The sequence below is a fragment of the Pseudomonas sp. F2 genome (assembly GCF_057174385.1).
The window spans coordinates 1,873,054-1,890,117 of the sequence record NZ_CM169904.1; the positions used below are offsets into that span (position 1 = coordinate 1,873,054).

15 protein-coding genes are annotated in these 17,064 nt (G+C 61.6%); 2 read left to right on the forward strand and 13 right to left on the reverse strand.

Going from position 1 to position 17,064, the window contains the following annotated elements; all coding sequences use genetic code 11:
* Nucleotides 1-61: 61 nt before the first annotated feature.
* On the reverse strand, nt 62-607 hold the full coding sequence (locus tag AC193Q_RS08235; protein WP_476283768.1) for a carboxymuconolactone decarboxylase family protein: 546 nt from the start codon (nt 605-607) through the stop codon (nt 62-64).
* Between the two features lie 103 nt (nt 608-710).
* Here AC193Q_RS08235 and AC193Q_RS08240 point away from each other — a divergent pair, with 103 nt between their 5' ends.
* Nucleotides 711-1,622, forward strand: coding sequence for a cupin domain-containing protein (locus tag AC193Q_RS08240; protein WP_476283770.1), 912 nt, complete (start codon nt 711-713; stop codon nt 1,620-1,622).
* 419 nt (nt 1,623-2,041) lie between these two features.
* Complete coding sequence (locus AC193Q_RS08245) at nt 2,042-2,503, forward strand: DUF3574 domain-containing protein (protein ID WP_182404390.1); 462 nt, start codon at nt 2,042-2,044, stop codon at nt 2,501-2,503.
* On the opposite strand, the gene AC193Q_RS08250 is transcribed toward AC193Q_RS08245, so the two are convergent.
* The 12 genes from AC193Q_RS08250 to AC193Q_RS08305 form a co-directional block, all read right to left on the reverse strand.
* On the reverse strand, nt 2,500-3,864 hold the full coding sequence (locus AC193Q_RS08250; RefSeq protein ID WP_476283772.1) for an amino acid permease: 1,365 nt from the start codon (nt 3,862-3,864) through the stop codon (nt 2,500-2,502). The two genes, AC193Q_RS08245 and AC193Q_RS08250, sit on opposite strands and share 4 nt — an antisense overlap.
* Before the next feature lie 41 nt (nt 3,865-3,905).
* A complete protein-coding gene (locus AC193Q_RS08255; protein ID WP_476283774.1) occupies nt 3,906-6,293 on the reverse strand; it encodes a TonB-dependent receptor domain-containing protein in 2,388 nt (795 codons plus the stop codon).
* A 565-nt stretch (nt 6,294-6,858) separates the two neighbouring features.
* Nucleotides 6,859-7,914: a substrate-binding domain-containing protein gene (locus tag AC193Q_RS08260; RefSeq protein ID WP_476283776.1), complete on the reverse strand. Its 1,056-nt coding sequence runs from the start codon at nt 7,912-7,914 to the stop codon at nt 6,859-6,861.
* Between the two features lie 31 nt (nt 7,915-7,945).
* A complete protein-coding gene (locus tag AC193Q_RS08265) occupies nt 7,946-8,971 on the reverse strand; it encodes an ABC transporter permease subunit (protein ID WP_476283778.1) in 1,026 nt (341 codons plus the stop codon).
* A complete protein-coding gene (locus AC193Q_RS08270) occupies nt 8,964-10,514 on the reverse strand; it encodes an ATP-binding cassette domain-containing protein (protein WP_476283780.1) in 1,551 nt (516 codons plus the stop codon). The genes AC193Q_RS08265 and AC193Q_RS08270 overlap by 8 nt, the downstream gene beginning before the upstream one ends.
* Nucleotides 10,515-10,522: 8 nt before the next feature.
* Nucleotides 10,523-11,194 carry a methionine ABC transporter permease MetI gene (locus tag AC193Q_RS08275; protein ID WP_476283782.1) on the reverse strand — a complete coding sequence of 224 codons (672 nt, stop codon included), beginning with the start codon at nt 11,192-11,194 and terminating at the stop codon, nt 10,523-10,525.
* On the reverse strand, nt 11,191-11,991 hold the full coding sequence (locus tag AC193Q_RS08280) for an ATP-binding cassette domain-containing protein (protein ID WP_476283784.1): 801 nt from the start codon (nt 11,989-11,991) through the stop codon (nt 11,191-11,193). Before AC193Q_RS08280 ends, AC193Q_RS08275 begins: the two co-directional genes overlap by 4 nt.
* Nucleotides 11,988-12,797 carry a MetQ/NlpA family ABC transporter substrate-binding protein gene (locus AC193Q_RS08285; protein WP_182404384.1) on the reverse strand — a complete coding sequence of 270 codons (810 nt, stop codon included), beginning with the start codon at nt 12,795-12,797 and terminating at the stop codon, nt 11,988-11,990. Before AC193Q_RS08285 ends, AC193Q_RS08280 begins: the two co-directional genes overlap by 4 nt.
* Nucleotides 12,798-12,824: 27 nt before the next feature.
* A complete protein-coding gene (locus AC193Q_RS08290) occupies nt 12,825-13,877 on the reverse strand; it encodes an isopenicillin N synthase family dioxygenase (protein ID WP_182404383.1) in 1,053 nt (350 codons plus the stop codon).
* A 215-nt stretch (nt 13,878-14,092) separates the two neighbouring features.
* On the reverse strand, nt 14,093-15,028 hold the full coding sequence (locus tag AC193Q_RS08295; RefSeq protein WP_476283786.1) for a Gfo/Idh/MocA family oxidoreductase: 936 nt from the start codon (nt 15,026-15,028) through the stop codon (nt 14,093-14,095).
* Between the two features lie 200 nt (nt 15,029-15,228).
* Nucleotides 15,229-15,861, reverse strand: a complete 633-nt coding sequence (gene ycaC / locus AC193Q_RS08300; protein WP_041074995.1) for an isochorismate family cysteine hydrolase YcaC — start codon at nt 15,859-15,861, stop codon at nt 15,229-15,231.
* Nucleotides 15,862-16,019: 158 nt separating this feature from the next.
* Nucleotides 16,020-16,940, reverse strand: a complete 921-nt coding sequence (locus tag AC193Q_RS08305; protein WP_483879407.1) for a universal stress protein — start codon at nt 16,938-16,940, stop codon at nt 16,020-16,022.
* Nucleotides 16,941-17,064: the final 124 nt, after the last annotated feature.

Here is a 17,064-nt window from a genome sequence, read left to right on the forward strand (position 1 = left end):
GTTTCTCTCCTTGTACGCAGCCGCATCAACCATAGACGATGCGGCCCGAAGCGCTGGCGGATTAAGCGCGATACGCCGCCAGCTCAGGGTTGAGCGGCGTGTCGGCGAACACGTTGGCGAAGTTGCACAGGGTCGCCAGGCTGATGCCGAGGATCACTTCCAGCGCATTGCCTTCGGTGTAGCCGGCGGCCTTGAATTGGTTGAAGGTCTGATCGCTGACCTTGCCTCGGGTGGCAATCACTTCGCGGGCAAACGTGGCCAGGTTTTCCAGTTTTTCCACGGGCACGGTGGCTTTCTCACGCAGCGCACTGACCACTTCCGGCGGCAGTTTGGCCTTATTCAGCGCCACGGCGGTATGACCTGCGACACAGAAATCGCAACCATGGTTGGTCGCGGCAATCAGTTGCACCACTTCGCGCTCGGCGAGGCTGAGTTCGGACTTGCCATTGAGCGCCGATACCGTGACGTAGGTTTCCAGTGCGGCCGGGGCATTGGCCAGCACGGCCAGCAGGTTTGGAATGAATCCGGAGTTTTTCTGCGCATTTTCCAGAAACGGTCTGGCGGCTTCGGGAGCGCTTTGCACGGTGTGAAGAGTGACGCGCGACATGGAGTGGACTCCTGCTGTTGAGTGTCCGGTCAGTCTGTTGGTTATAAAAATTTCGATCCATATTCTAAAGTAGCGATTACTTGCTCCTGAGTGTTTCCATTAGATGATTTCGTCCAGCCCTTTGGTTGATTGGTTATTAGAAAGCCTTGAACTCGACGCCAGTCTGTTCCACGTCGGGCGCTATTGCGGGGGCTGGCACGCGAGTACGCACGGGCTGGCGCGCGCCAGTTTTCACTTGATCGTGCAGGGGCGTTGCTGGCTGCACATTGATGGGCAGGCACGGTCGATACCGTTGAACGCCGGGGATGTGGTGTTTCTGCTGCGGGATCTGAATTACCGCCTCTCCAGCGCCGAAGAGACAGCCCTCGCCCAGACGCTGCCGCGCAGGGCCATGACCGCGCTCGACAGCCAGGCGCAGGACGGTGTCGGGCTGGTTTGCGGGTTCTTCCATTTCAAGTCGGGATTGTCATCGCTGATCATCGAGGGGTTGCCAGACTGGATCATCCTGCGCGCGGGCGATCCGTCTTCCAGCGCGGCGCGAGCCTTGTTCGAGTTGATCCTGCAAGAGTGCGAACGCCTGCCGGCACCCTCCTCGGCGCTGCTCGAACGCTTGAGTCATCTGCTGTTTTTGTATGTGCTGCGCCAGCAGATGGCCGACAACCAGAGCCTCGGCGGCCTTGTGGCATTGGCGCGCAATCCGCAGTTCGCGCCGTTGCTGGACCAGTTGATCGCACAACCGCAATTGCCGTGGTCGCTGGAGAGCATGGCGGCGAGTACCGGCCTGTCGCGCTCGGCATTTTTCAAACGTTTCAACGAACTGGCCGGACAATCGCCGGGGCAGGTATTGCTGGCGTTGCGCATTCGGCATGCCTGCCAGTTACTGCGGACTAACCACACGGTGGAACAGGTGTGTGCGGCGGTGGGCTATCAGTCGATCGCCGCGTTTACCCGGGCATTTGCCAAGTCGGTGGGCGTGCAACCGGGGGCTTATCGCAAGCAGCATGAGGGGCGCTGAGCTTGCTCGCGAAAGCGTCAGATCAGCCAACCTCATCGCTGAATGTCACACCGCTTTCGCGGGCAAGCCCGCTCCCACAGGGGATTGTGTCGATCAACGGCTTTGTGCACGCCACAAAACCTGTGAAAGCTGGCGTGCCAGCGACGGCGTTGGTACATCCAACGTCTTTATCGACTGAACCGGCGCCTTCGCGGGCAAGCCCGCTCCCACAGGGGATTGTGTCGATCAGCGGCTTTGTGCACGCCACAAAACCTGTGGGAGCTAGCTTGCCAGCGATGGCGTTGGCACGTCCGGTACCCACGACTCGATGATTTTTTATTCCATTAATCAACCGGAAAATCATTTTTTAATCTTTTATCGCTATTAACCTCAGCCCCTATCATTGCGCGTCTGCACTTGACTCATAAAAGGAATGTTCCATGCAAAGACGCCTGTTACTGGCTGCACTGTTTGTCGCTGTCGCCGGGTGCGCCAGTCCTCCTGCTGTTTCGGTGCATACCAAAGATCCCGCCAGCTCCACCCTGCAAGGTGACGCCACGCGTCCGGCGCAGGCGCAATGGATCCGCACCGAGCTGTACTTCTCGGTGGGCACCGTGGATGGCAAGGACGGCGCGGTCAGCCCGGCGCGCTGGCGCGAGTTTCTCGACAAGGAAGTGACGTCGCGGTTTCCCGACGGTTTCACCGTGTTCGATGCGTACGGACAGTGGCGCGATCATGGGGCGAAGGAGCCGGAGCGGCTGAGCACCAAGGTCATCGTGATCCTGCACGAGAACAATCCACAGAACGCTGGCAATATCGAGGCGATTCGGCTGGCGTACAAACGCATTACCGGAGACTTGTCGGTACTGCGTCTGTCGCAACCGGCCGAAGTCTCGTTTTAATCGCTGATCGGCCCCAGAGCTTGCCGAGGCGTCGACGCCAGGCGGCTCAACCCCGCCAACAGCAGCGCGCCCACCAGCAACACGCCAATCCCCAGAAAAGCGCCCCATCCCACCACTGTCACGCTCGAATAGAGCATGTACAGGCACAGCCCGAAAAACAGCAGCGGCAACAGCGGATACAACGGCACCCTCACCGGCCTCGGCACGTCGGGAAAGCGTCGGCGCAGGATGATCAACGCCAGGCTGCTGAAGCTCAGAAACAGCCAATACACCGGGGTCAGGTACTCGACCATGGTGTTGAAGCCGCTCTGGGTGAAGCTGCCGAACAGCACCAGCAACAACGCCACTGAGCCCTCCGCCAGCAACGCTTTGCGCGGCACGCCGTCGCGTTCGTGCCACTCGCCGAAACGACGCAACTGCGGCACATCGCGGGCAGCGGCATAGGTGGTGCGGGCGCCGACCAGCAGGGTCGAGTTGATGCTGGCGATGGCCGCGATACCCACCATCAGCAGAATCAGCAGCACGCCAGGCGCGCCAAATGCACGGTTCAACAGCTCCACCGCCGGTGCATTGCTCGCCGCCAGTCCAGCGAATCCCAGGCCTCGCACAAACGCCCAGTTCAGTGCCAGATAGATCGCCATCAACACCGTCAGCGCACCGAGCATGGCGATGAATATTCCACGTCGACCGTCGCGCACTTCCGCCGACAAGGTCGCCGCATCGCTCCAGCCGCCGAACGCCAGAAACACGAAAATCATCGCTGCGGAAAACCCGGCCATACCGGTGTTTTCCGGCGTGACCGAGACGCTTGCTGGCGCGGCTTCGATCCCCTGCCACGCCAGCCACACACCGGCGCTGGCGATGCTCAGAAAGCCCAGCGCCAACAAGCCCACCAGCAAGGTCTGAGTGATGAAACCGATGTGCTTGCCGGTGAGATTGAGCAGCACCAGCGCAGCGATCACCCCGCCGGCAAACAGCCCCGAACCGTATCGCCCCAACGGCACCACGGCGTTGACGTAATCGGCAAACATGAACGCCGACAAGGCGATCCAGCCCGTGTGCATCACCGAGAAGCGTGACCAGGCAAACAGGAACCCCATGCGCTCGCCATAGGCGGTGCGCAGAAAGTGATAGTCGCCACCGGGATGTGGGAATGCCGTGGCCATTTCGGCAAAGCACAACGCCCCGGCCATCGACGCCAGGCCGCCGAGCACCCACACCCAGTAGAAATATTCCGGCCCGACGTTCAGCGCCACGGTCGGCGCGGTCTTGAGGATGTCGGTGGTGATCACCATGCCCAGCGTGATCAGCACCGCCTGCAGCACCGGCAGATGGCGCTTGGGGCTGTTGGAGTGATTCATTGAGTGTCCCGCAGAAGATCCGCCATCCATGGCGAATCGGCTCAGAAGCCGTAAGTGGCGCTGGCGTAGTAATACGCGCCATTGGTGCCAATCGGCGACAGCACGTCATACGGCAGGTTGCCGCCGTAGTTGATCGCCGAGCCGGAGCGTTCCGGGTAGTTGTCGGTGAGGTTGTTGCCGCCCAGGGCCACGCTGAATTTCGGGGTGAATTTGTAGGTCACCTCGGCGTCCAGTTGCCACACCGCGCCGTAGGTCTGCTCCGGTTGCGAGTCGCCAAAGTCGAAGACGCGGGTGGTCTCGCCCTGCCGGGTCAGACGCCCGAGCAAGCCCCAGTGTTCGCTGGCCCAATTGGCGGAAAACACGAAACGATCCTTGGGCGCCGCGTCAGTCAGGGTGTTGGTTTCTTCAACGCCGACCAGCGCATCGTTGCCGATACCCAGCGCCGTCAGTTGCGCGGGCGTGCCTTTGGTGCTGGTGACTTTGGTGTGGTTGTAGGTGTACGCGGTGGTCAGGCCCAGTTGCCCTTCATACAGCGGCTGGTGGTAGTTGAGCACCAGTTCGGCACCGTGGGTGCTGGTGTCGGCGGCATTGGTGAAGAAGTTGACATCATGTACCCCGGCCACACCGAAGTTATCGTTGATGTATTGCTCCATGGCATCGCTGCCGATGCGCTGCGACAGGGTGATGCGATCCTTGACGTCGATGCGGAACACATCGAGCGAGGCATCGAAGCGCTCGTTGAACTGGAAGGTCAGGCCGAGGCTGAAGTTCTTCGAGGTTTCAGGATCGAGCTTCTCTGCCCCCAGCGCGCGGGCGATCGGGTCGTTGACCGAGAGCACGCGAATATCGGTGAGCGTGCCGCCTTCGCCGAAGTTGCTGGTGGTGTTCTGAAAGCCGCTCTGCGCCAGCGACGGCGCGCGAAAATTGTTCGACACCGCACCGCGCAACGCCCACTGCTCGGTCAGTTTGTAGCGACCACTGAGCTTGCCGGTGAGTTTGCTGCCGGCATCATCGTAATGTTCCCAGCGGGTGGCGGCGTCGACGAAAAAGCGGTCAGTCAGATCGCCCGAAATTTCCGCGTAGGTGGCAAACACGTTGCGGTCCAGGTCCGATTCTTCGCTTGGGCGCAGACCGTTGGCGCCGTCAGCGCCGGAGCCGATGTAGGAGGCCTCGTCACCAGCGTAAGTCAGGTAATTTTCGTAACGGTATTCACCACCCAGCGCCAGCACGAACGAGCGTCCGCCGAGGCGCAGTTCGCGGCTGAAATCGAGGTTGGTGGTGGTCTGGCGCAGTTCGTAATCGCCGGTGTCGAACCGGGTCGGCGAGTCCTCACCGAGGCTGACGTTGAGCGTGCGGCGGGTGGAGCCGTCGAAGCGGTTGCGGCCATGGGTGACGCTGCTGTCGAAGTCCCAGTCTGCGCCGATCATGCCTTTGAAACCGGCAGTGGCAGAGACGTCCTTGTTGTCGCCCAGCGACTGCGGCAGGTAGCCGTTAGGATAGAACTGCGGCTGCTCGTAGGGGTAGCGATAGAATTCGGCGCCGGTGGTGTGGCGCTGGTTGTAAGTGCCGAAGCTGTAAGCCTTGCCACCCGCCAGCGGCAGCTCACTGTTGAACCACAGGTTGACGTCCCGCGCCAGGCCGTCGCCCATCACGTAGTTGCGCTGGTCCGGGGTATCGGCAAAGCCATCGAAACCGGCGCGGTTGGTCGGATTGCGATTTTTGTACTCGGTGCCGCCGCGAATGAACCCGCCCTCTTCGCCCAAGCGCGTGCCGATCTTGGCGGTGGTCACGCTGTTCTGGCCGTCGGTGGTGGTTCTGCCGATGGCGTCCTGATGAGTGTGAAACGCGCCATAGCTGGTGGACACTTCACCGCCCTCGGGGGCGTCGTCGAGGATGATGTTGATCACCCCGGCAATCGCGTCGGAACCGTACTGCGCCCCGGCGCCGTCGCGCAGCACTTCGATGCGTTTGATCGCGCTGATGGGGATCGAGTTGAAGTCCACCGGCGCCGTGCCGCGACCGATTTTCGACGAGTCGTTGACCACCGCCGAGGTGTGACGGCGCTTGCCGTTGACCAGCACCAGCACCTGGTCCGGACTCATGCCGCGCAGCTGTGCGGCGCGCACATGGTCGGCGCCACCGGAGTTGGACTGACGCGGCATGCTGAACGACGGCAGCAACGTCTGCAGCGCCTGGCCCAGTTCACCGTCGGCCGCGCCCGTGGACTTGAGATCGGCGGCGGTCAACACGTCCACCGGCACTGGAGAGTCGAGCACCGTACGTGCCGTGCCCCGAGTGCCGGTGACCAGCACGGTACCCAGCCGTGTGTCATCGTCAACGCGGGTAGAAGTGTCTTCGGCTTGCGCCGGAAGTTGCCAGATCGCACCGACCACCGCGATAGCCAGTAATGAACGGGAACGCTGATACATGTGACAGCTCCTTTATCGCAGCTAATACCCGGCCGTTGCCGACAATAAAGGGTCGGCAATCAATGCACGGCAATGTCTGCTGTAGTTTTGGAAATCAGGAAGGCGGTGAAGGCTGATTAGTGACTGAAGCGCAGAATCCCCAAAGTCAGTTTCTCCGTTGAACACCGATGCTAGACGGGCTGAAGGCTTGCCGTAAAAGAACCAATAACACTTAGGTTAGATCCGGCTGAATAGTTGTATTTAGAGCAACATAAGTGTTGTTCCATCAACACTTAAACCAACTAAACATCAACTAACTAAAATGTAGAAAACTTCCCTGTGGGAGCTGGCTTGCCAGCGATGGCGTTGGCACATCCAACGTCTTTATCGACTGAACCGGCGCCTTCGCGGGCAAGCCCGCTCCCACAGTGGATTGTGTCGATCAGCGGATTGGTGCACGCCACAAAACCTGTGGGAGCTGGCTTGCCAGCGAAAGCGGTGTATCAGTCAATAAATAAGGTGGCTGAACGGACCTTATCGCTGGCAAGCCCGCTCCCACAGGGATCGGTGGATAAATACAGGATTTTCAGTTCGCCACAGGAATCCACTCCGCCCGCGCCACGTTGGCGGTATCACCGAACGCCGGGAGTTTCTGCGCCAGATCGCGAACGTTTTTCACGTCCAGATCGAGCAGTTGCTGACGCGTGATCAGGGTCGGCGGCACCAGCACCTGATGCCCCGGATTTTCGCCGGCAATCAACATTGCCAGACTGCGCACGCTGATCGCCCCTGCCACTTGCGGATTGACCGCTGCGGTCGCCGCCCAGGCGCTGTCCGGTTCTTTCATGATCTGGATGTCGGCGGTGGAAATGTCAGCGCTGTAGATCTTCACCTTGCGCCCCAGCCCGGCCTCGTCGACGGCGATTTTCGCGCCTTTGGCGAACTCGTCGAACGGCGCGAAGATCACGCTGATATCCGGGTTGGCCCGCAGCACCGCGCTGGCCTGATCCGCCACCGAGTTGGCAATCGGCGGATTGAGCGTGCCGAAACGCGCCTTCTCGATGATGCCCGGATTGGCCTTTTTCACCTCACTCCAGATCTCGTCGCGGCGCTCCATCGGCGTGAAGCCGCTGATGTACACGTAACCGGCATCGAACCGCGTGCCGTTGTCTTTCACGGCCTGATCCAGCGCCAGCCGCGCCAGTGCATGGTGATCCTGCTCGACCTGAGTCACTTGCGGACTGTTCAAGTCAACGTCGAACGCCACCACCTTGATGCCTTTGGCGATCGCCCGGTCAATCGGTCCCTTGAGGGTTTCCGCCAGGCCCAGTTGCACGATGATCCCGTCGACCCCGAGGTCGATCGCCTGATCGATCATCTCGCCCTGACTCGCCGCCTGCTGCCGCGCATCGAACACCCGCAGATTGGCCCCCAGCGCCTCGGTCTGTTTCTCCACGCCGCGCAGGTACGCCTCGGGAAAGTCCCCGGAAAACAGATAACCGACCAGCGCGATCTGCACCTGGCCCTTGTCGAACGGCGCCGGAGCACCCGGCAATGCCTTGGCCTGTGCGCTCAAAGCCAACGCCGAGAGCACCGCGCCGGCGAGGCAGTGGCGTGCGAACTGCTTGATTGAACCGTGCATACATCTTCCTTGCAGCGACAAATGAACCGGCTCAGCGCGCCCGATGCGCGAGGCCGAAGGTGAACATCAGGGCCAGCACCAGCACCAGTCCCTTGACGAAATCCTGCGCGTAATACGGCGCGTTGAGCATGGTCAGGCCATTGAGCAGCGACGCCACCAACAGTGCGCCGACCAACGTGCCGAACGCATTGGGCTTCTTCGCGCCGAGCACGGCAAAACCGATTAGCGCCGCGCCGAGGGCGTCGAGCACCAGACCGTTGCCGGAGCTGACATCACCCCGACCCAGGCGCGCCGCCAACAGCAACCCGCCGAGCGAGGCGAGCAACGCCGAGAGCACGTACGCGAGCAACTTGAAGCGCTGCACTGGCGCGCCTGACAATCGCGCTGCCTGCTCGTTACCGCCAATCGCATAGAACAATCGGCCAATGCGCGTGCGCTCGAGAAACAGCCACACCGCCAGCGCCAGCAGCGCGGTGATCACTACCGGCACCGGCACCACCTCCCACAAACGCCCACGTCCCAGCGCTAGAAACGCCGCACTGAAGCTGCCTTCGGTTTCCACACCACTGGGCAAGGTCATGCCCACCGCAATCGAGCGCCCACCCGTGGGAATCAGTTGCACGCCGATCACCAGAAACATGCTGCCCAGCGTCGCGAGAATATCCGGCACCCGCAGCTTGACGATCAGCCAGCCATTGAGCAGCCCGACCAGTGCGCCACCGCCCAGACTGATCAGCACCGCCGGCACCGCGCCCCAGCCGAGCACCACCATCACGTAACTGGCGATCATCAGGCTCATCGCCGCCACCGCACCGATCGACAGATCAAGTCCGCCGACGGCCATGGTCAGGGTCACACCGAGGGCCAACAGCGCAACGATCGACACCGACTGCAAGATGCTGAACAGATTGCCGACGCGCAAAAACGCCGGCTCCGCGACACTGAAAAACACCACGATCAGCGCCAACAGCCACAACAGGCCGTAGCGGATCAGCGCGTGCAGCAGGCGCTCGGCGGGTGCCGTAGCGGACGACAACAATGAACTCGAATCAGGCACTCGCTCTGCTCCTTGGCGTGGCATGAAAGGGATTTTCGCTAGCGTCGCTACCGGCCAGCGCAGCGACCAGGGTCGCGCGCTCAAGACCGGCACGTGGGTATTCGGCGACCACCGCGTGATCGCGCACCAACAGAATGCGGTCGGCGATTTCCAGGGCTTCATCGACATCGGCGCAAATCACCAGGGTTGCCCGGCCGCCGGCAGTGTCGCGCAACAATTGGCCGATCTCGCGACGGGCGCGCACGTCGACGCCCTGAAACGGCTCATCGAGAATCAACACCCGCCCTGCCCCGAGCAGCCAGCGACCCAGCACAACTTTCTGTTGATTGCCGCCGGACAGCGCGCTCATCGGCACCTCGATGCCGGCAGTCTTGATCCCCAGCGCCGCGACTTGCGCCTCGACCGCTGCGGCTTCGGCGCGGTTGCGAATGAAACCGGCACGGGTGAAGCGCTGCAGAAACGGCAGCGTCAGGGTCCGGCGCAGGGAGAAATCGGGCACCAACGATTGACTGGCGCGATCCTCCGCCGCGAGAAATACACCGCTGTGGATCGCGTCCCTTGGCGAACCCGGCAGCCACTCCATGCCATCGAGTTGCAGGCTGCCGGCCACGGCTTTGCGCAAACCGAACAGCACTTCGGCCATCTCGCTTTTGCCGGCGCCGAGCAGCCCGGTCAGCACCACCACTTCGCCTTGGTACAGGTCGAAATCGAAACGCCTGGAGCGCGGCAAAATCTGCAAACCGCGCACACCAATGACTTTTCGGCCCACGCTGCCGGGCGTGTAGACATGCCCGTCCAGCGCCTGCCCGAGCATGGCGTGCACCGCTTCCGGCAACTGCCGTGCGCTGAATTCCCCGGCCAGTCGACCATCGCGCAGGACAATGGCGCGATCCGCCACCCGTTGCAGATCGGACAAGCGATGGGAGATGTACAGAATCGCCACGCCACGGCTGCGCAGGGTGTCAATCAGCCCGAACAGCCGCTGCGCCTCGGCAACCGACAACGCGGCGGTCGGCTCATCAAGAATCAGCAGACGCGGCTGCAGGGCAAAGGTCCGCGCCAGCACCACCAACTGCCGTTCGGCCTGGCCCAGGTGTTCAATCGGCTGCTCCAGCGGCAATTTCAGGCCCAGCCCGGCGGCGATACTCGCGGCGCGCTCCAGCAGGCGCTGGCGGTTGAGCCAGAAGTCCGCGTCGGGCCTGCACAACTCATCGAGCAGGAGGTTTTCCGCCACGCTCAAACCGGGCGCAATGCCCTCATTGATCTGCTGATGCACGGCAACGATTCCGACCCGACGTGCCGACAGCGGCGAACTGAATTGCCGGGGCTGGCCGTCGATGTAAATCTCGCCGCTATCAGCGCGCTGGCTGCCGGCGAGAATCTTCACCAGCGTCGATTTGCCGGCACCGTTGGCACCGAGCAACGCCACCACTTCGGCGGGATGAATCTGCAGGCTGACGCGATCCAGGGCGCTGCTCGAGCCGAAGCGCTTGCTCAGTTCACGCACCTGAATCAGCGGCGCGCGGGCCACGACGACACTCATAATATTCCTTAACGTCGATGGGCCAGCGAACGCACCAGCCGGTCGCCCAGGCTCTGCACGCCCTGCACCAAAATGACCAGCACCACCACGGTGGCGACCATCACTTCGTTGTTGAAACGCTGATAGCCGTAACGGATCGCCAGATCACCGAGGCCGCCACCGCCAATTACCCCGGCCATGGAAGAAAAACCGATCAGCATCACCAGCGTCAGAGTGATCCCCGCCAGCAGGGCCGGCAGCGCTTCGGGCAGCAGCACTTTGCAAATCACATGGCGGATATCGCCGCCCATGGCGAGGATCGCTTCGATCCGGCCCTTGTCGACTTCGTCCAGCGCGTTCTCGACGATCCGCGCGAAAAACGGAAACGCGCCAATGGTGATCGGCACCACCGCCGCGGTGCTGCCGAGGGTGGTGCCGACCAGCAGACGCGTCAGCGGAATCAGCGCAATCAACATCACCACAAAGGGCAGCGAGCGCCCAAGATTGACCAGCGAACCCAGCACAGCATTGAGCCGTGGCAGCGGCCACAATCCGTCGCGGCGACTGACAAACAGCAACACCCCGAGCGGCAAACCGATCAGCAGCGTGAACAGCCCGGCGAGCAAGACCATGTACAGGGTTTCGCCGGTGGCGTTGAACAGCAGTTGCAGGATTTCATCCCAGTTGATCGTGCGGTTCATGACTGAGCCGCCCGCACGCCGTATTGCTTGAGAAAGCTGAGCCCGGGGATGTCGTGGCCCAGCGGCAGGCCGCAGGTCGGACGCAACGAAGTGCCGAGACTCGACTGCGGATCGGCAAGCAAACGCGGCACCGGGCCGGACTCGATCAGGCGCCCGTCGGCCATCAACGCTGTGTGATCGCAGATCGACTTGACCACGTCCAGCTCATGGGTGATCAGCACAATGGTCACGCCCAGTTGCCGATTGATATCGCGCAGCAGGTCAAGAATCGACGCGGTGGTTTCCGGGTCCAGTGCACTGGTGGCTTCGTCCGACAGCAGATACGCAGGCTCCGCTGCCAGGGCGCGGGCGATCCCCACCCGCTGTTTTTGCCCACCGGACAACTGCGAGGGAAAGGCTTGCGCCTTGTCCGTCAAACCGACCAGTTCCAGCAGCTCGCGCACCCGCACATGGCGCCACGGTTTGCCGACGTTGGCGATCTCCAGCGGCACGGCGATGTTGTCGAACACGGTGCGTGAATGCAGCAGATTGAAGCCCTGGAAAATCATGCCGATGCGCTGCCGCTGGCGGCGCAGGTCGCTGGGCGACAGGGTCAGCAGATCCACGCCGTCGATCAGGATCCGCCCGCTGTCCGGGCGTTCGAGCAGATTGAGACAGCGCAACAGGGTCGACTTGCCTGCGCCGCTGCGCCCGAGGATGCCGTAGATCGCGCCGTCGGGAATACTCAGTGACACCTGATCCAGTGCCGGCGCCGGCGCCGACGGGTAGGTCTTGCTCAACTGCTCGACGACGATCATGGCTTGGCATCCTCCACCGGAATCACCGACCCCTTGAAGTTATCGCTGATGTATTTCGCCACTTGCGGCGAGGTCAGGTCCTTGGCCAGTTGCGCAATCCGCGGATCGTTCTGCAATTTCGGCGTGGTCACCAGAATGTTGGCGTACGGATTGTGCTCGGCCTTCTCCAGCCCCAGCGCATCCTGGGCCGGCACCAGTCCGGCTTCCAGCGCGTAGTTGCCGTTGATCACCGCAAGGTCGACGTCGTCCAGCGCCCGTGGGATCTGCGGCGATTCGATTTCAAGGATCTTCAGCTGTTTCGGGTTCTCGGCGATGTCCTTGGGGGTGGCCTGATCGGCCGCCGGATCCTTGAAGCCGGGCTTGAGTTTGATCAACCCGTTGTCCTGCAACAGGTACAGCGCACGGCTCAGGTTGGTGACGTTGTTGGGCACGGCGACGGTGCCTTTTTCCGGCACCTCGGCGAAGCTTTTGTGCCGGCGCGAATAGATGCCCAGCGGCTCGATATGCACCGTGGCAGCCACCGCGAGTTTCTGCCCCAGCGCTTGTTCCTGGGATTTCAGGTACGGCAGATGCTGGAAGTAATTGGCATCGACATCGCCGTGCACCAACAGCTCGTTGGAGTTCACCCCGTTGGGAATCTCGATGACCTTGAGGTTGAGTTGCGGATCGATAGTCTGGATATACGCGAGAATCTGCGCGTGGGGCACCGGATCAGCGGCCACTCGCAACGGCTCCAGCGCCTGAGCACCGAACGAAGTCACCAGCGCGCCGAGCACGGCCAGGGTCAAACCTGCTTTTTTCAACATGTGCGGAGTCCTTGAGCGAGTGATGAATCAGGCGTTGACGGTCTTGCGAGCCGGTGCGGCGGGCATCAGCGCATCGGCATAGAAGCGCCGGGCGACGTCGGGGTGCGAACGCAGCCGGCCCTTGAGGTAGTTCCAGCCGACATCGCGAAACAGCGGATTGAGCGGATCACTCGCCGGGCCACGCGCTTCGCGCAGCAGCGCGGTGGGCAACGGGTACAGCGGCACCACGGCATCGAGTTGCGCGCCGAGGAAAAAGGCGATGGACAAACGCTCGCTGCCTGCGGGCGGCGACACCACCCGATGCACCGTGGCGCGCAGATAACCGTTGGTGGCCAGCTCCAGCAGTTCGCCGATGTTTACCACCAGCGTGTTGTCGCGAGGCAACGCATCGATCCAGCGCCCCTCTTCGACCTCCACTTGCAGACCGGCCTGCTGGTCCTGCAGCAGAAAGCTCAGAAACCCGGAATCCTTGTGCGCGCCGACGCCCTGCTGGCTCGCGCTGGCGGCCTGGCCTGGGTAGCGCATCAACTTGATGTGTTCGTTGGGCTTGTCGCCGTACAACTGATCGAACGCGTCCGCCCGCAGCGACAGCGCCTGGGCAAAGGCACGCAGCAGGCGCAACGCCATGCGCGTCATCGCCTGTTGCCATTCGAGCAGCAGCGGTTTCAGTTCTGGCAGCGCCGCCGGCCATTGGTTGGGTCCCTGCAAGCGCGCCCACAACGGGCTGTCCGCGTCCAGCGGCAACGCTTCACGCTCGGCGCCGAGATCGAATTGCTCACGCCAGTCGGGTTGACCACGGGTGATCTCGGAAGCGGCACGGTTGTACCCGCGAAAGTGCGGCGAATTGATCATGCCGACGGCGGTTTTTTCGTGCTCGGACAAGGCGAAGAACTGCCGGGCGTGATCCTGCACCTGCTTGAGCAGGTCGCTGTCGATGCCATGGCCGGTGAGATAGAAAAAGCCGACGTCACGCGCGGCGTGACGCAGGTTTTCAAGAAATTCATAACGCTGTTGCGCGGTGCCTTCGAACAACGACAGGTCCAGCGTCGGCAGCGTGGTGATATCGAGGGTATGCGGCATGATTCACTCCCGTGTGAACCAAACCTGAAGAGCCTTTGATCGATTCAGCGTGTGCCGTCATGGCAATCGGGGGTCTATCGGTTTGATGCGTTTGATTCGTCGTGAGACAAAACTAAACGATCTTAAAAACCACAAACAAATACCCTTTTTGCATTAGCTTAGGCCTGACGCTGAGGTTCGCCGTCATCGCACAACCGCTATCCCGCTTCAACTGATCAGCGTGCCGGATCATAAAACGGCTCGACTGCCACCCGACTGCCGACAAAGAAACTGTCCGCCACCAGCCGCAGTGGCTGCAGATCCACGTCGCTGGCCTGATCGCCAATCAGTTGCCGGAAGTGTCGATACACCGCCGTGTACTCGCCCTCTTCCGACACCGCTTGGGGCACGCCATCGATACTCAGCAGCGCTCCGCCGTTGTCCAGACGCAGCACACCTTCGGCGCAGCGAATCTCGATACTCCAGAGTTCGTCGTGACCGTGGTCGAAATCGAACTCGGCCTGCACGTCGAGTCTGCTGGCATCGAACATTTTGATCGACGCGGCAATCGGCGACTGGCAGTTGTCCGGTACACGCAGTTCGGCGGAGTCGACAAACAGTGGCTGCGCGAGCAAACGGGTGACGATCGACAAGGCGTTGATGCCCGGATCGAAAACGCCCAGACCACCGGGTTGCCAGATCCACGTCTGACCGGGATGCCATTTGCGCACGTCTTCCTTCCAGTCGATCCGCACGCTTTGCAGCGTGCGACTGGCGAGCCAGTCACGGGCAGCTTCAATACCGGGGGCGTAGCGCGAATGCCAGGCGAACAGCGCACTGACGTCCTGCTGCCGGGCTTGATTGACCAAAGCCATCGCCTCGCCCAGCGTGGCGCACGGCGGTTTTTCCACCAACACATGTTTGCCGGCGGCCAGCGCCTGCTGCACCAGTGCGAACCGACCTTGCGGCGGCGTACAAAACGCAATCGCATCCACCTCGGGGCCGTGTTCCAGCAACTCGCTCAACGAGTGAAAGTTCTCCACCCCGGCACAGGGTTTACCTTGCGTGGCGACCGCCACCAGACGAAATCCGGGATCGGCGTTGATCGCCGGAACATGTTGATCCTGGGCAATCTTGCCGTAGCCCACCAGACCGAGACGGATCGGTTGCATCAGTGACTCCTGTTGTTGTCTTGTTGTCGTCAGCGAGTGCGCAGATTAGCCGTAAACGACTGGGAATACCCGGTGGTGGTGATCAAAAAAACTGCTGGTGTGCGCGTTCGGTCAACACAACGGGTAGCAACGCTGATGCAGCGGCGCAAACAAAGAAAGCCTGCTTTTCAGGGCAGGCTTTCACATTCACAACGCTGCAGTCACTTTTGCTGCGCGGTCAACGCCGAGTAACTGTTCATCAGGTTCCGGTAGTTCGGAATCCGCTGCGACAGCAGATTGCCCAGTCCTTCGATGTCGTTGCGCCAGTCGCGGTGCAGCTCACAGGCGACCGAGAACCAGTTCATCATTTGTGCGCCGGCCTGGGTCATGCGGTTCCAGGCGGCTTGCTGAACGGTGGTGTTGAACGTGCCGGAGGCGTCGGTGACGACGAATACGTCGAAGCCTTCGGCCAGTGCCGACAGGGTCGGGAATGCGACACAGACGTCGGTCACGACACCGGCAATGATGATCTGCTTGCGACCGGTGGCCTTGATCGCCTTGACGAAGTCTTCGTTATCCCAGGCGTTGATCTGGCCTGGACGGGCGATGTATGGCGCGTCCGGGAACATTTCCTTCAGTTCCGGAACCAGCGGGCCGTTGGGGCCTTGTTCGAAACTGGTGGTGAGGATGGTAGGCAGGTTGAAGAATTTCGCCAGGTCGGCCAGCGCCAGCACGTTGTTCTTGAATTCGTTTGGCGAGAAATCCTGAACCAGAGAAATCAGACCGGTCTGGTGGTCGACCAGCAGGACTACGGCGTCGTCTTTGTTCAGGCGGTTGTAGGTTGCAGTGCTCATGTTTGATTCCCTTTTCTTGGTTGTGGTGGTTGGCGTTGCGTTGAACATGGGCACAGATTACTGACACCACCGAAACCGATAAACCTGCTGAAAAGCGTTTCACTGTCAACTCATAACGGACAATCCAATGGCCCGGATCGGCTTTGTCTGGTTGCTCCTCAATCCGCATCGGGTAAGGGTTTGGCGATCATCAAGCTGCACGGCGCCCGGTTGAGGACACTCTCGACCGTCGCGCCGATAAAGCCGTTGAGGCCCTGCTGGTAGGCGGTACCGAGCACCAGCAGGTCGAACGCGTTCTGGCGAGCGAACTGTTCGATCACCTTGTGCGGGATCCCGGTCATCTGGTGTCGGCGTTGAGTCTCGATTGCGTAACGCTCGGCCAGCGCATCAAACGCCTCTTGCTGGGTGTCGTTGATCGCCTCGCACAGGCTGTGATCCAGACTCAGGGTCGGCACGCTCATCGCCGCATCGCCCAGCACCGACCAGTTGCTGACGTTGAGCAGGTGCAACTCGGCGTCGCAAGCGCTTGCCAGCGTGGCGGCCAGATCGAGGATGCGGTCATTGAGGCCTCGGGTCAGAGCCTCCAGATGCGACAGATCGACGGCGGCGAGCATTTTCCGCGGCAAAGGATGACGGGCTTCGGTCACCAGATGCACCGGGGCCGGACAGTCGCGCAGCAACAGCCAGTCCAGCGGTCGATGGAATGCCCGATTCAGCGCCGGGACATGATGGGTATCCTTGATCACCAGATCGGCCCGATAGTCGTTGATGTACTCCAGCAGATGCGCCGGCGTGGCCCTGGCCCAGACCACTTCGCTGCTGACCTGCACGCTGCTGCCGGTGTAGAACCGGGCCTGTTGCTCCAGCCAGTGCCGGTGCACTTGCAAATAACCCTCGCGTGCCTGGGCCATCGCATCGTGATCAAACAGACCGGCCACTGCCAGCGCCTGCACATAATCGAACGCCACGATGTGCAGCGCCGCACCGGTTGCCTGGGCCAGAGCCATCGCGCGATCAAAGGCCGGGGTGCGAACCATTTCGGCAGGCGCGATCAACAGCATTCGCTTGAATCTGAGCATACGAACCTCATCCTGGCAGTGCGGTACTGGCCTGAGGGCCAGCCTGACATCCCTGTCGATCGAGTAGTGACCATTTGCCCGGCCAGTATCCGACGGTGCCTTGCGAGGGTTCTGATTTTTATCA

Excerpts from the sequence above, each read along its gene's own strand:
- AC193Q_RS08235 (WP_476283768.1), bottom strand. The coding sequence starts at position 607 with ATGTCGCGCGTCACTCTTCACACCGTGCAAAGCGCTCCCGAAGCCGCC.
- AC193Q_RS08240 (WP_476283770.1), top strand. The coding sequence starts at position 711 with ATGATTTCGTCCAGCCCTTTGGTTGATTGGTTATTAGAAAGCCTTGAA.
- AC193Q_RS08245 (WP_182404390.1), top strand. The coding sequence starts at position 2,042 with ATGCAAAGACGCCTGTTACTGGCTGCACTGTTTGTCGCTGTCGCCGGG.
- AC193Q_RS08250 (WP_476283772.1), bottom strand. The coding sequence starts at position 3,864 with ATGAATCACTCCAACAGCCCCAAGCGCCATCTGCCGGTGCTGCAGGCG.
- AC193Q_RS08255 (WP_476283774.1), bottom strand. The coding sequence starts at position 6,293 with ATGTATCAGCGTTCCCGTTCATTACTGGCTATCGCGGTGGTCGGTGCG.
- AC193Q_RS08260 (WP_476283776.1), bottom strand. The coding sequence starts at position 7,914 with ATGCACGGTTCAATCAAGCAGTTCGCACGCCACTGCCTCGCCGGCGCG.
- AC193Q_RS08270 (WP_476283780.1), bottom strand. The coding sequence starts at position 10,514 with ATGAGTGTCGTCGTGGCCCGCGCGCCGCTGATTCAGGTGCGTGAACTG.
- AC193Q_RS08275 (WP_476283782.1), bottom strand. The coding sequence starts at position 11,194 with ATGAACCGCACGATCAACTGGGATGAAATCCTGCAACTGCTGTTCAAC.
- AC193Q_RS08280 (WP_476283784.1), bottom strand. The coding sequence starts at position 11,991 with ATGATCGTCGTCGAGCAGTTGAGCAAGACCTACCCGTCGGCGCCGGCG.
- AC193Q_RS08285 (WP_182404384.1), bottom strand. The coding sequence starts at position 12,797 with ATGTTGAAAAAAGCAGGTTTGACCCTGGCCGTGCTCGGCGCGCTGGTG.
- AC193Q_RS08290 (WP_182404383.1), bottom strand. The coding sequence starts at position 13,877 with ATGCCGCATACCCTCGATATCACCACGCTGCCGACGCTGGACCTGTCG.
- AC193Q_RS08295 (WP_476283786.1), bottom strand. The coding sequence starts at position 15,028 with ATGCAACCGATCCGTCTCGGTCTGGTGGGCTACGGCAAGATTGCCCAG.
- ycaC (WP_041074995.1), bottom strand. The coding sequence starts at position 15,861 with ATGAGCACTGCAACCTACAACCGCCTGAACAAAGACGACGCCGTAGTC.
- AC193Q_RS08305 (WP_483879407.1), bottom strand. The coding sequence starts at position 16,940 with ATGCTCAGATTCAAGCGAATGCTGTTGATCGCGCCTGCCGAAATGGTT.